General features: G+C 40.2%; 14 protein-coding genes. 1 reads left to right on the forward strand and 13 read right to left on the reverse strand.

The features are described 5' to 3' along the window. The 8 genes from plsX to ACFX40_RS08750 form a co-directional block, all read right to left on the reverse strand. Window positions 1–1,005, reverse strand: coding sequence for a phosphate acyltransferase PlsX (plsX, locus tag ACFX40_RS08715; RefSeq protein WP_028410795.1), 1,005 nt, complete (start codon window positions 1,003–1,005; stop codon window positions 1–3). Between the two features lie 20 nt (window positions 1,006–1,025). Beyond that, window positions 1,026–1,589 (reverse strand): transcription factor FapR, encoded by a 564-nt coding sequence (fapR, locus tag ACFX40_RS08720; RefSeq protein WP_013058909.1) that lies wholly within the window; start codon window positions 1,587–1,589, stop codon window positions 1,026–1,028. 424 nt (window positions 1,590–2,013) lie between these two features. Then, window positions 2,014–4,062 (reverse strand): ATP-dependent DNA helicase RecG, encoded by a 2,049-nt coding sequence (gene recG / locus ACFX40_RS08725; RefSeq protein ID WP_060745965.1) that lies wholly within the window; start codon window positions 4,060–4,062, stop codon window positions 2,014–2,016. Continuing rightward, window positions 4,055–4,942, reverse strand: a complete 888-nt coding sequence (sdaAA, locus tag ACFX40_RS08730; RefSeq protein WP_013084817.1) for an L-serine ammonia-lyase, iron-sulfur-dependent, subunit alpha — start codon at window positions 4,940–4,942, stop codon at window positions 4,055–4,057. The genes recG and sdaAA overlap by 8 nt, the downstream gene beginning before the upstream one ends. Before the next feature lie 98 nt (window positions 4,943–5,040). Further along, on the reverse strand, window positions 5,041–5,703 hold the full coding sequence (sdaAB, locus tag ACFX40_RS08735; protein WP_013058911.1) for an L-serine ammonia-lyase, iron-sulfur-dependent subunit beta: 663 nt from the start codon (window positions 5,701–5,703) through the stop codon (window positions 5,041–5,043). A gap of 212 nt (window positions 5,704–5,915) precedes the next feature. Further along, the gene (locus ACFX40_RS08740; protein WP_028410793.1) at window positions 5,916–6,944 is read right to left on the reverse strand and encodes a PTS sugar transporter subunit IIC; all 1,029 of its coding nucleotides are present in this window, start codon (window positions 6,942–6,944) and stop codon (window positions 5,916–5,918) included. A gap of 196 nt (window positions 6,945–7,140) precedes the next feature. Further along, entirely contained in the window at window positions 7,141–8,808 is a 1,668-nt protein-coding gene (locus ACFX40_RS08745; RefSeq protein ID WP_060745964.1) for a DAK2 domain-containing protein, read from the reverse strand. A gap of 16 nt (window positions 8,809–8,824) precedes the next feature. Then, on the reverse strand, window positions 8,825–9,187 hold the full coding sequence (locus tag ACFX40_RS08750) for an Asp23/Gls24 family envelope stress response protein (protein WP_013058913.1): 363 nt from the start codon (window positions 9,185–9,187) through the stop codon (window positions 8,825–8,827). Window positions 9,188–9,501: 314 nt separating this feature from the next. Between ACFX40_RS08750 and rpmB the strand changes: the two genes are divergently transcribed. After that, a complete protein-coding gene (gene rpmB / locus ACFX40_RS08755; RefSeq protein WP_013058914.1) occupies window positions 9,502–9,690 on the forward strand; it encodes a 50S ribosomal protein L28 in 189 nt (62 codons plus the stop codon). A 57-nt stretch (window positions 9,691–9,747) separates the two neighbouring features. Here the strand turns inward: rpmB and spoVM are convergent, their stop codons facing one another. The 5 genes from spoVM to pknB form a co-directional block, all read right to left on the reverse strand. Next, window positions 9,748–9,828 (reverse strand): stage V sporulation protein SpoVM, encoded by an 81-nt coding sequence (spoVM, locus tag ACFX40_RS08760; protein ID WP_016765421.1) that lies wholly within the window; start codon window positions 9,826–9,828, stop codon window positions 9,748–9,750. A 79-nt stretch (window positions 9,829–9,907) separates the two neighbouring features. Beyond that, on the reverse strand, window positions 9,908–10,555 hold the full coding sequence (locus tag ACFX40_RS08765) for a thiamine diphosphokinase (protein WP_028410791.1): 648 nt from the start codon (window positions 10,553–10,555) through the stop codon (window positions 9,908–9,910). 116 nt (window positions 10,556–10,671) lie between these two features. Next, a complete protein-coding gene (rpe, locus tag ACFX40_RS08770; RefSeq protein ID WP_013084822.1) occupies window positions 10,672–11,328 on the reverse strand; it encodes a ribulose-phosphate 3-epimerase in 657 nt (218 codons plus the stop codon). Window positions 11,329–11,330: 2 nt separating this feature from the next. Further along, window positions 11,331–12,212, reverse strand: a complete 882-nt coding sequence (gene rsgA, locus ACFX40_RS08775) for a ribosome small subunit-dependent GTPase A (RefSeq protein WP_028410790.1) — start codon at window positions 12,210–12,212, stop codon at window positions 11,331–11,333. A gap of 13 nt (window positions 12,213–12,225) precedes the next feature. Further along, entirely contained in the window at window positions 12,226–14,271 is a 2,046-nt protein-coding gene (gene pknB, locus ACFX40_RS08780) for a Stk1 family PASTA domain-containing Ser/Thr kinase (protein ID WP_028410789.1), read from the reverse strand. Window positions 14,272–14,276 lie beyond the last annotated feature (5 nt).

Genomic DNA, 14,276 nt, shown 5'->3' on the forward strand with positions numbered 1-14,276 from the left:
TTATCTCTCCTTTTCTTCATTAGCAGTTTGTTCGATTGCTTTTTGAATAGTGGAAGACACATTGTTTTCCACCATATTCACAGCTTGCTTAATCGCGCTAAATACTGCATTCGCATCCGACGAACCGTGCGCTTTGATAACAGGCGCATGCAATCCAAACAGCCCTGCGCCTCCATATTCACTGTAATCCATTTTCGCTTTTAACCCCTGCAGCTGAGGCTTTAGCACCGCTGCGGCTAACTTGCTTTTTAACGTGCTCATTAATTCTTGTTTAATCATAGAAAACAAGGAAAGCGCCGTTCCTTCAATGCTCTTAAGAGTCATATTCCCTGTAAAACCATCTGTTACAACCACATCCGCTACGCCGTTTAGCAAATCACGGGATTCCACGTTGCCTACAAAATTGAGATCAGCATTTTTTAGCAGCTGAAAGGCTTGCTTTGTTAAATCATTTCCTTTTTTATCCTCAGTTCCAATGTTCAGCAGCCCCACTCTAGGAGCTTGAATGCCGCGTACTTTTTCGGCATACACAGACCCCATCACAGCGTACTGGAGCAAATGTTCAGGCTTGGCATCAACGTTTGCACCAACGTCTAGCATTAAAAAGCCTTTTCCATCTAGTGTCGGAAGCGTCGGAGCAAGTGCTGGACGTTCAATGCCTTTGATACGACCTACAATAAAAAGTCCCGCTGTCATTAGCGCACCTGTGTTTCCTGCTGAAATACAGGCATCCGCACGACCTTCGGCCACTTCATTTGCCATTAATACCATAGATGCTTGTTTTTTACGGCGCACAGCTCGCACTGGCTCATCAGTTGCATCAATGGTTTCTTCTGTATGAATAATTGAAATACGATCTGAATTTGTTAAATACTTTTTTATTTCTGATTCGTTTCCAATTAACGTAATATGTAATTCTTTAAATTGAGCAGTAGCTTTTTCTACACCTTCAATAATGGCTTTCGGTGCATGATCTCCGCCCATTGCATCAATAGCTAGTTTCATGTTGCGTCTCATCCTTTTTATTATTTATCCTTTGTAGAACGATACATTTTAAAAGTGCCAGAGAATACTTGCTCTTGCCCTACATAGCTGTTTACCTCAACGGTGGTTCGCACTTCACTAGTTGACAGAACTTTCGCTTTTGCTATCACTCGTTCATGAAGCTTAACAGGGCGATGATAACGGATCGACGCATCTGCTGTGAGCGCTAGTTCATTGTTAATAACAGCGACAGCTAACGAATTAGCTTGCGCAAAAAGGTGGTGACCACGAGCAATTTGATTACGCTGAAACACATGCTCTGTTTTCACATCAAAAATAGATATCGCTGATTGATCTAGTTCAATGTCGATAACTTCTCCAATTACTTCTTCAATCGGAAGCGAACGCACTTCCTCGTCTAGTTGTTTTGAAGCTACATGCTTAATACGTTCTCGCAGTTCAGGAATCGACAACTCTAGGCGGTCTAATCGAATTGTTTGAACGCTCACTGAAAAACGGTCTGCTAGTTCTTCATCCGTAATAAATGGGTTTTCTTCAATTGTCGTTTTTAATAGCTGCTGTCTTTCTTTTTTACTGCGCTTCATTGTCCACCATCCGAACTTTTAATACTAGGTACTAATAGCAGTATATAATCATTGCCTTCTAATTGCAACATTTTTCACATGCTGTATTCTGTGCATTGACGTCGTAGTAATGGCCACCAGCCGCTAACTCTTTCACTCTAAGCCGCTTTTTATCTTTATAGACGAAAAGAGATTGTCACTTCAATCTAAAGATGAACAAATGGGATAAAGGAGCTCGTATAGATTGCTTGTTACACCGCTGCTGATTTCCGTGCAAGACTTCGCTTTCCCCGCAGGAGCGCCATGCCCTTTACTTAACAGTTAGAAGCACCTACATACCCATCACATACATGAAATCTACGTTCATCACCACAATGAAAAAAATCCGAACGATTGATCGTTCGGATTTTCCTTCAACTAAACTACTTTGTTTCAGTCTCTTTTACTAATCAAATTTTTCTCCAGTCAATACGCCCGTTGCTTCTAGTTGTATTCTCAGCAGTGCAAACTGATCTTCTGTCCAAAAGCTGTCGGAATTTACAAGCTTAGCAGCATCTTCTCGAGCTACTTCAAGCGCACGGTAATCGTGCACCATATCGGCTACTTTAAACTCAGGCATCCCGCTTTGTTTTCTGCCAAAGAAATCACCAGGTCCACGAAGCTCTAAGTCTCTTTCTGATAATACAAATCCATCGTTTGTTTCCGTCATAATGGTCATTCGTTCTTTTCCAACTTCTGATTTCGGATCCGCGAGCAGAATGCAATACGACTGTGCATCTCCTCGTCCTACGCGTCCTCTTAGCTGATGAAGCTGAGATAACCCAAAGCGCTCTGCATCATAAATGACCATCACGGTTGCATTCGGAACGTTCACTCCTACTTCTACAACCGTTGTTGATACTAAAATCTGCACGTCATTTACGCTAAACTGTTTCATCACTTCTTCTTTTTCATCAGGTGACAATCTTCCGTGCATGAGACCAACGCTTGCTTTTCCATTAAAATAGTGAGTGAGTGTTGCATGTACATCAATTGCATTTTGAACATCCAGCTTGTCCGATTCTTCAATCAACGGACAAATAACGTAAGCTTGTCTGCCGTCATGTATTTCTTTTTCAACGAAATGTAAAATACGTTCAAGCATATCATGTTTTACCCAGTATGTTTCAATTGCCTTACGTCCTGCTGGCATTTCATCAATAATGGACACATCCATTTCTCCAAACACCGTAATAGCAAGAGTTCTTGGAATAGGAGTCGCCGTCATAAACAGTACATCCGGACTCTCTCCTTTTTCACGTAAAACCCGGCGCTGCCCAACTCCAAAGCGGTGCTGTTCATCCGTAATGACGAGCCCTAAGCTATTATATATAACTTCGTCTTGAATTAAGGCATGTGTACCTACTAATACATGAACATCTCCGTCTTTCACTCGCTGAAGCAGCTCTCTTCTTGCTTTTCCTTTAACAGACCCTGTTAGCAAGCCTACGCTGATTCCTACCTTTTCAAGCATCGTAGTCAATGACTCAGCATGCTGTTCAGCTAAAATTTCAGTCGGTACCATTAAAGCACCTTGATGCCCTGCTAAAACAGTGGCGTATAAAGCAACCGCTGCTACGACTGTTTTACCTGACCCTACATCACCTTGCAGCAAGCGATTCATGCGATAAGGCGATTTCATATCGTGCGTAATTTCGTTTACTACACGTTTTTGAGCGTTTGTTAACGGAAACGGCAGCAAGTTCGTGAAGTTTACCAGCTCAGTTGAATCAAACGCTTGCTTCATTCCAGGCGTTTCTTCTCTTTCGCGCTTTCTAAGCGCCTGCATTTTTAATTGAAAAAGTAGAAATTCTTCATAGACAAATCGACGTCTTGCTTGTTTTAAATCTTCATGATCACGAGGTAAGTGAATACTTCTAACCGCTTCTTCACGCGTTACTAGTTTGTATCTAGAACGAATAGAAGCCGGGAGCATATCCTGAATGCTGCTGCCATAATTCTTCAACGCAAGAGAGACGAATTTCCGCATTCCTTTGACCGTTAAGCTGCCTTTAACCGAGTAAACAGGCTCAATCGTTTGATTTTTAACAAACGGAGAAAATTGAAGCTCCTGCAAGTTAATCGTTTGCCGATGCTGATCCCATTTCCCCGTAACCGTAACAGTTTGATCGATTTCTAACTTTGATTTATAGTAAGGGCGATTAAAACAAGTAACCGTAATCAAATAGCGGTTTACTAGCAGCCGAAACGTCAGGCGCGAACGTTTTTTTCCGTAATACGTAAGCGAGGGGACGCTGTGAACCTTTCCTTCTACGGTGACCTTTTCGTCGTGCTTTGCTTCAGCCAAATCTTTTAACTCATAATCTTCATAGCGGTATGGGAAATGTTCTAACAAGTCATGCACACTGTGAATATGCATATCCTCTAATGCTTGTGCTGTTTCCTCTCCAATACCTTTAATGGTTTTAATTGAAATAGTTGTTAGTTCATTCACTTTTATTTAATGCAATACCAAAGATCTTCGCTTCAAGCTCGCGACCTGTTGGTGTTGCCGCTAAGCCTCCTTGTGCAGTTTCTCGTAATGCAACCGGCATTGTTTGACCAATTTTATACATAGCATCAATGACTTCATCACATGGAATACGACTTGTAATGCCTGCTAAGGCCATATCTGCTGCAATCATTGCATTCGCCGCTCCCATTGCGTTTCGTTTCACACATGGAACTTCTACTAGCCCCGCTACTGGGTCACATACTAATCCTAGCATATTTTTGAGAGTAATTGCCATTGCTTCAGCTGCCTGACTAGGTGTACCTCCTGCCATTTCAACAATCGCTGCAGCTGCCATACCTGAAGCTGAACCAACTTCTGCTTGACATCCGCCTGCTGCTCCTGAAATAGACGCATTATTGGCTACAACAAACCCAAAAGCACCTGATGTAAATAAAAATTCAATCATTTCTTTACGAGTTGGGTTTAGCTTATGTTGCACTGCAAACAGCGTTCCTGGCACTACCCCCGCAGATCCAGCAGTAGGGGTTGCACAGATTGTCCCCATTGCCGCATTTACTTCGTTTGTCGCTACAGCTTTGCTGACTGCATCTAAAATTAAATTTCCAGATAAAGATTTTCCACTTTGAATATAGTTTTGAAGCAGCACTGCATCTCCGCCTGTTAAACCTGTAACAGACTGTACCCCTTTTAAACCGCGTTCAACCGCTTCTTCCATAACCGTTAAGTTCCGGTCCATTTTTTCCATGATTTCTTCACGAGTAACTCCCGTGATATCTATTTCCTGTTGAATCATAATCTCTGCAATTTTTACATTTTGACTTTCTGCTAATTCTACTAGTTCTGCTACGTTTCGAAACATAGTAACCTCCGCTATTATTCTGTCTTATTTTCACTTCAGAATCATCTATAACCACTCGGCTCCAGTTATTCTCTCAAACCGTTCCTATTGGCTCTATCCTACTCCACCATTCTTGTTACTTGAATAATGTGAGGCAATGTTTTTAACTCTTCAATTACATCATCTTCAATATTCGTATCCATTTCAATTGCCATGAGCGCTACTTCTCCGCGCTCTTTGCGAGATACTTCCATATGTCCGATATTAATTGAGTGTTTCATCAAAATATTCGTAACGGTCGCAATGGCACCAAATCGGTCATTATGCACAACGAGAATAGCTGGATTCATACCTGATAAATTTAATTCAAATCCGTTCAGCTCCGTAATTTGAATTTTCCCTCCGCCAATTGAAATTCCAACAACTTCAATTTCCTTTAATCCGTCGCTCATTTTAATGCGAGCAGTATTCGGATGATCTGTGATTGCTGCTTCCTCAACAAACGTGACGTCCATCCCCTCCTTTTTAGCTAAGTCCAAAGATTGCGGAATACGCTGGTCGAACGTATCAAAATCTAAAATACCGCCAATCAGCGCTACGTCTGTTCCGTGCCCTTTATACGTTTGAGCAAAAGAACCGTACAGTGAAACCACAACTTTTGTGGGCTGCTTGCCAAAAAGCGTTCGGGCAACGCGTCCAATACGCGCTGCACCAGCTGTATGTGAGCTAGATGGTCCAATCATTACCGGACCAATAATATCAAAGACAGATTTATATTTCATAAGGATTTTCCCCCTGCTATTTAGACATTGTTATTACTTATATGTTACTTGAGCTTTTGACTTTTTGGAAGCTTTGTTTCACGCTCTTAAAAAATTTAAAAATTCTCATTTTTATTAGGGGTTCACGCACAAAAAAAGCAGTGTATTTATCTATGAAAATAAGATAAGCACACCGCTTTTTTTACTATATTATGCAGGAAAAGATGAATTACTTAAGCTGCTTCTTGCTCGGAAGCTACATCGTCTACTGTTTTAATTTTAAAGTTTTTAAAAACAACCGAACCTATAAATCCAGCTAATGCTCCCGCTAGTGCGCAAAGCACTGCACAAATTGTGACCTTCATAGGGTCATTAAACCCAAACATCACTGCAAGTCCTGCGATTGGCGTTGCCGTGCCTGCAGCATCATTTACCAATCCGAACAGAGCCACAACCACACCGGCCATTGCACCTCCAACAAAGTTTGTAATGTAAATAGGAATTGGATTTGCTGAAATAATATTCGCTTGCGTTAAAGGTTCAACTGCAACTGAAATGGTTGTACGACGATCCCCAATTTTTAATCGATCAAACAGCACATAGTTCATAAAAGAAGAACCAAACACAGCAAGAGCTCCAATCGCCATAGGCAATCCCGTTAACCCTAGCATAGCCGTTAAAGCCATTGAGCTAAGCGGAGCCGTTGCTACTACTGTAATAACTCCCCCTAAAATAATTCCCATCAAAATAGGGCTAGCACTTGTTGTATCTTTGATAATTCCTCCAATATTTAAAAGAGTCGCATCTACAATAGGTGAGAATGCATTACCAATTAATCTTGTTAAAGGTGCCGCAATTAAGATGTTGCCTAATAAGTCTAGACCAGCAGGTGCCTTTTTCTCAATAAATTTCACTACAAATGCCATGAGGTATCCCGCAAAAAATCCAGGGAGCAAGCCTAGCCCTGAACACACCACTCCCATCATAAGAGCATATACAGGAGATACTCCTAACGCCAAAGCAACTAGTGCTGCCGCCGCAACTCCTCCCATTCCTCCTGCAGCCTTTCCAACTTCACCCAGGAATGAAATACCTAGTAAATCTCCTCCTACATATGACTGAAAGGCCTCTACGAGAAACGCAGCTACCGCTCCGCTTGCGAGAGCCCCCATTGCTTTCATGCCATAAGGTGCCTTGTTGCTAAACAACCAAAATAAAAATAAAACTAATAATAATAAACCTGTTCCTTTTAAAATATCCACTGTTGTCTCTCCTCTCATGCTGTTTTCTTTCACATTTGACTTAATCAGTTTTCAAAACTACCATATAAACGTGTTCTTTTCAACTAATATACCTAATATACCGAACAATTACAACAATTAAAAATAAAATAGTTCGTATTTAACTTAAAAAACACAAAAAAAGAAGCGCCCCTCGGGAGGGATGCTTCTTTTTTGGTTATTCAATTGCAAAAATGTAAGAATATAAAGGTTGATCTCCTTTATGAAGCTCTACCTCAACTTCTTCAAACGTTTCTTCTACAAACGATGTTAGCGCTTCAGCTTCATCGTCTGAGACATCCTGTCCTTGAAGAATCGTAAGGATTTCCGCTTCGTCATCAATCATATAAGTCAACAGCTTTTTCGCTGCTTCTAATTTCTCTGAATCTTTTACAACGATTTTCTTTTCGGCAATACCCATAAAATCGCCTTTAGCTAATTCAAGACCATCAATATTTGTATCGCGAACTGCATACGTTACTTGTCCTGTTTTCACGTGCTGCAGAGCTTCTGTCATTACTTCCTCGTTTTCTTTTAAGCTTTGCTGAGGATTAAATGATAGTAGCGCTGTCATTCCTTGAGGAACCGTTTTGGACGGGACAACCGAAACGTGACTGCCGGCAACAGCAGCCGCTTGGTTAGCAGCCATCACAATATTTCCGTTATTAGGTAAAATCAGTACCTGTTCAGCATTTGTTTCTTCAATCGCTTTGACAATATCCTCCGTACTTGGATTCATTGTTTGTCCGCCTTCAATGACAACCGTTGCCCCAAGGCTCTTGAACAATTCAGCAATTCCTTTTCCCATTGACACAGTAACAATGCCAAAGGGCTGTTTTTCAGCATTTTTTACTGCAGGCTTTTCTTCACCTGAAACAATGCTGCTATGCTGTTCTCTCATGTTTTCAATCTTCATTTTAATTAAACTTCCGTACTGCTGCCCGTAGTTTAACACTTCTCCAGGATGCTCGGCGTGAATATGAACTTTCACGATTTCATCATCGGATACTACAAGCAATGAGTCGCCCCATTTACTTAAGTCTTGACGAAACGTTTCTTCAGAAAATGTTTTAGCTGCAGGCTTATCCTCTTCCAGCCTTACCATAAATTCTGTACAATAGCCAAATTCAATATCTTCTGTATTCATATGGCTTTGCGCATGCTTATGATGCTCAGCATTTACGAGTTCATTCATTGAAGGAGCTGACATGGGTACACCGGGAAGTTTTTCACCTTTTAATTCAGCTAAAAAGCCTTCATAAATTAAAACAAGCCCTTGACCTCCGCTATCCACTACGCCTACTTCTTTTAACACGGGTAAAAGATCTGGCGTGCGATTTAATGAAGCATTAGCTTCCTTAAGTACTTCTTCCATGAACAGAATCATATCAGATTGCTTTTTAGCAACAGCCGCTGCTTTTTTAGCAGTATCCTTAGCTACTGTTAAAATGGTTCCTTCGATTGGTTTCATAACAGCTTTATAAGCAGTTTCTACACCAAGTTCAAGAGCTTCAGCAAACTCTACTGTTGTAATCGCTGACTTTTGCTCAACCGATTTCGCAAAACCGCGGAATAATTGAGATAAAATAACTCCTGAATTACCGCGCGCGCCCATCAATAAGCCTTTAGACAAAGCTTGACTCACTTGGCCGATGTGATCAGATAGTTTATTTTTTACTTCTTTAGCACCAGACGTAATCGATAAGTTCATATTTGTTCCAGTATCGCCATCTGGTACGGGAAAAACGTTCAGCGCATCTACATAATCTGCATTGTTAGATAGATGCTGGGCTCCTTGAAGCACCATTTCTCTAAACCGCTTTCCGTCCAACGTTGTCATTGACACGAATCTTCCTCCTTAATTAAACGTTCGTTACACGAACACCCTGCACATAAATATTTACTGAATCAACCGTTAAACCAACCGTTTGTTCCAGTGTGTATTTTACTTTTGTTTGCACATTATGAGCAATTTCAGAAATTTTTGTTCCATAGCTTACGATAATGTACATATCGATATGTACGTCATCCTCTTCTTGTCTTACCACAATACCTCGTGTAAAGTTTTCTTTGCGAAGAATTTCTGTAAGACCATCTTTAAGCTGATTTTTTGAAGCCATTCCGACAATCCCGTAACAATCAACAGCTGCTCCTCCAGCAATTGTTGCAATTACATCTGTAGAGATATCAATTTGACCATACTTCGTTTTCATTTCGATGGACATACTCGTTCCCCTTTCTACTTTCATAGGTTATAAATATTCTACTATAATCAATCTCGTTTTAAAAGAGGCGTCCAGCTTGTCCCTTTTAAAGATGACAGTATTAGGTATCAACTTGTCTTAAAATAAGTAATAGCCCAAGTTATACCTATTTCTACTCTCTATATTATTGAACATAGATTCATTTTATATGTCAAGGAAAATTTCTTGAAAGCTTTTCTCCAGAACTATTGCATTCTCTGTAAGGCTGTGATAAATTAATATAGTATTTCTCAAAACAGAATTGAGTAGTTTTTTTGGTGTTAGGAGGGAAAATCATGGCACGCAAATGTGTAGTAACTGGTAGAAAAGCTCGTTCAGGTAACGCACGTTCTCACGCAATGAACGCTACTAAGCGTAAATGGGGTGCTAACGTTCAAAAAGTACGTATCTTAGTGAACGGTAAACCAAAACGTGTGTACGTTTCAGCTAGAGCCCTTAAGTCTGGTAAAGTTCAACGCGTTTAATCTTTATAATGAAAAAGCACCATATTTTATGGTGCTTCTTTTATTATTCCGGCGTTGTTAATCTTTTTTGAACGAATTAAGCATGACCTTTACGATCCCACCTAAAAACTTTGGAAGTTTGATTGTATAGAATTTCATACTGTCCCTCCTAACCGTCTCCACACTTTATCTCCTTTTAAAGAAAGCCCTATGTCCTGCTCTCATTTTCCATACTTCATCACAAGCAACGTTTATCATTGCTTCTTACCATCATTAATATGCCTTTTGTAAATGAAAAAGTACCTCTTTGTTGAATAAGTTCATTGCTAATACATAAAGTTGAGCCGAGTTCTACTTCATGCTTATTGAGCGGATATTTGAAACCTTCTAGCGTAAGTTCTTTTACACTGCCTGAAAATGGAACGAATGAAATATAGTGAAACTCCTTTAACCGATCTACATGATAAGTGCCTGGTTCAAACAATTGAATGATATTTTGATTGTCAATCATTTGTACATTCGCTTTCTTTTTTAACCCTTTGTACAGGAGCTGAATGCTTCCAAACATGTGGTCAAGCCTTCCACCTGTTGCTCCAAAGATACAAATACTGTCCGGTTTTTGCTCTATTGCCCACTCAAAAGCAAGCTCCAAATCCGTTGCATCTTTTTCCGCAGGATACAGTTCAACATCTTGTAATGCTTCTCTCACTAGCTTAAGCTGCGCATTTGTAATGGAATCAAAATCTCCGAATGCTTTTACGGGCAAAATGTCTTGCTGAAGAAGAAGGAATACGCCGCGGTCTACTCCTACCCACTTTACATCATTTGATTGGTGCAGGGGCGGCATATGTTCATCCGGTCCCCCTGCTAGAATATGAATTTTCATTATGTATATGCTCCTTTTCTATTAAAAAATGAACGAAATAACTATGTTTTCTTTATCCTAAAAGAAAAAGCTGCTGTGTACAAGTTCTACTCGTTGTACACAGCAGCTTTTATTACTTACGCTTGAACAGTTGTGCGAATTTGACTAATTGCACCAGCTCGGTCTTCTTGATTATAAATAGCTGAGCCAGCCACTAAGACATTTGCTCCTGCTTCCACACATTTTCTTGCTGTTTCTTCATTAATTCCTCCATCAACCTCTACTTCAATAGAAAGGTGACGAATTTCAATAAGCTGAGAGATTTGCTCAATTTTCGGCAGTACATTTGGAATGAAGTTTTGCCCTCCAAAGCCTGGGTTCACCGTCATTAATAAAATAAGATCGATATCTTCTAAGATATGCTTCACCACGTCAATTGGCGTTGCAGGATTTAAAGCAACGCCTGCTTTCATGCCGTGCTCTTTAATTAATTGAATGGTGCGGTGCAAATGAGTACACGCTTCAGCATGCACCGTTAAAATATCAGCACCTGCCTTTGCAAACATTGGAACGTATTGATCTGGGTTTTCAATCATTAAATGCACATCTAATGGCAGTGTTGTGACAGGACGTACAGCCTCAACGATAAGCGGCCCAATTGTAATATTAGGAACAAAATGGCCATCCATAACGTCTATATGGATGTAGTCTGCTCCACCTGCTTCAACTTCACGAATTTCTTCAGCAAGCTTTGAAAAATTGGCAGATAAAATGGAAGGTGCGATTTTTGTCATTTTTAATACCTCGGCTTTCTTTGCTTAATTTCCTCAATAAATTGCAAGTAATGTTCGTAGCGATAACTCGGAATTTCTTTTTGTTCGTATGCTTCTTTCACCGCACATTTTGGTTCTTTCACATGCAAACAACCTCGAAATTTACACTGTTCACTCAAACGCGACATTTCAGGAAAACAATCGGCTAACTCTTCTACTTCTAACGTTAAAAATTCCAGTGAGCTAAAACCTGGCGTATCGGCTACTAAACCTTCACCAAACGAAATCAGTTCTACATGACGTGTTGTATGCTTTCCTCTTCCAAGAGACATTGAAATATCATTTGTCTTTAACTCAAGCTCTGGTTTAAGTGTATTTAACAGTGAAGATTTACCTACACCTGACTGTCCGGCAATAACCGTTACGCGATCTTCAAATAACGGCTGAATTTGTTCCATGCCTTTTTCTGTGACTGTCGACGTTAAAATGACCTCATATCCTATTTTACGATATTCTTCGGCATATTGCTCGATTTCTTGCTTTTGCTGCTGTGATAAAAGATCTACTTTTGAAATACAAATAATAGGTTCAATATGATTAGACTCCACTAACACTAAAAATCGGTCAAGAAGCATTGTGCTAAAATCAGGTTCAATCGCTGAAAAAACAAGCAGCGCCTGATCAACATTTGAAATAGGGGGACGAACTAATTCATTTTTACGTTCTTTAATTTCAAGTATATATCCTTCAAGCTTATTTTCCGCCTGAAATACTACATTGTCACCGACTAAAGGTGTTACCTTCTTTTTACGAAAAACACCTCGTCCTCGACATTGCGTTACTTGTCCGTCATGAAGAACATAATAAAATCCGCTAAGGGATTTAATAATTCTTCCTTCTGGCATAACCTCACTCCTATCACTCTGGATATTCAACGTCTTTTTCTTCAATAACTTCCCCGTCTCGGACAATTTTATAAGACGCTTTTTCATTTTCATCAACTAAAACATCGAACGATTCTTTTGTTGTTTCAGTAATCGTTAGTTCTTTAGCAGGAACGGACATATCGTTATCTGCATCTTCGATATAAATTTGTACTTTTTGCGGCTTTGGCTTTTCCTCTTCTGTTCCGGTGGCATCGCCTGTTTCCGTTGCGTCGCCTTGTTCCGTGCTTGCTTCGGTATCAGTCTCTTCTTTATACGGGATAGTCACATCCACTGACACCGTTTGAGGAGCTTTTGGCTCCTTGCCCATTGAGACCGTAATGGTGAGCTTATCACCTTGCTCGATACTCTGCTCCGCTGCAGGCTTTTGAGACATCACAAGACCTTTTTCAACAGTGTCGGAATACGCTGTTTTTACGTCCACTTCAATATCTTCATCTGACGCATAATCTTTTACGCTTTTTTCCGTCCAGCCCGAGAAATCCTTTAATGTAATCTTCGGCGGACCCTTACTTACCCATAGCGTAACCGTTGTATCTTCCGGCACCACTTGTTCGGTTTCTTTAGGCGTCTGATCTGTAATATTGCCTTTTGGTTCTGTGCTTTCAACTTCGATGGATTGGATATCTTTATAATTCTGCTTTTCTAACAGACTTTTTACTTCCGTAAAGCTTCTTCCAATGTACCGGTTAAATGCTTCTTTTTTCTTTCCTGTACTTCGATAAATAATGACATTAGATCCTTCTTTGATAACGTCTCCCGCTTCTGGCATCGTTTTAACCACGTCGCCTTCTTCCACCTCATTATCAGATATATCTTTAGGATTCTTCACTTTAAAGCCTAAAGAAACTAAATCGGTTACTGCTGATTCATAATCTTGATTATGTAAATCAGGAACCTTTACGTCTTTTGGCAGTAATAAAGCCGGAATAAATGTAACGGCGGCTACGCTAGCAGCTGCCAGCAGCAAAAAAATTAAAACAAGCGTTACAATCAGCTTGCTTTTGCCTTTTTTCTTTTTCTTCTTTTTTTTCTTCGGCTTTAACTCTTCTTCCTCTTGTTCTTCGCGCTCTAAGTGAGGCGGTTTTCTCACAGGTACGTGCGTTTCTTCGGATTCAACAAAATCCTCCTTAATAACTGGAATGGCTTTTGTCACTTCTTCATCATCAGGCACCGTAAACCTTTGTTCATTATAACGATTTGGATGAACAGCAGACTGTAAATCCGCTTCGAGTTCTTCGACGGAACTGTATCGGTAAAATGGATCTTTAGTTGTTGCTTTTAATACAACATTCTCCACGCTTTGAGGGATAGATGGATTCCATCTTTTAGGAGAAGGTGTTTCTGTCTGTAAATGTTTTAATGCAATTGACACAGCCGATTCCCCAGAAAAAGGGACTCGACCCGTTAGCAATTCAAATAGGACGATGCCAAGCGAATAAATATCAGAACGCTTATTCGCAAGCCCTCCCCTTGCCTGTTCAGGAGATAAATAATGAACAGAGCCCAAAACAGAATTAGTATGCGTAATGGTTGTAGAACTTAGTGCTACGGCAATGCCGAAGTCAGTAACTTTAATGGTATCATCATGATCAATTAAAATATTTTGAGGCTTAATATCCCGGTGAATAATTCCGTACTGATGAGCATGGGCAATAGCTGATGTAATCTGCGTCATAATATGTATGGCTTTATCAAGAGATAGTGGTGATTCTTGCAGAATGTATTGCTTTAATGTCATACCCGGTACATATTCCATGATGATATAGTAAATATCTTCTTCTTCTCCAACATCATAAATGCTGACAATATTAGGATGAGCAATACTCGTAGCAGATTGTGCTTCTCGATGGAAACGCTTTATAAACGCATCGTCACTTGCAAAGTCTAAACGAAGCACTTTAATTGCCACATCACGATCCAAAATCATGTCGCGACCTAAATAGACGTTTGCCATTCCGCCTCCACCAATTACTTGCAATACCTTATAACGGTCGTTTAGCCGTCTACCTATTAGCAACACTC

The organism is Priestia sp. YIM B13552 (assembly GCF_042787775.1).
Classification (GTDB): Bacteria; Bacillota; Bacilli; order Bacillales; family Bacillaceae_H; genus Priestia; species Priestia megaterium_E.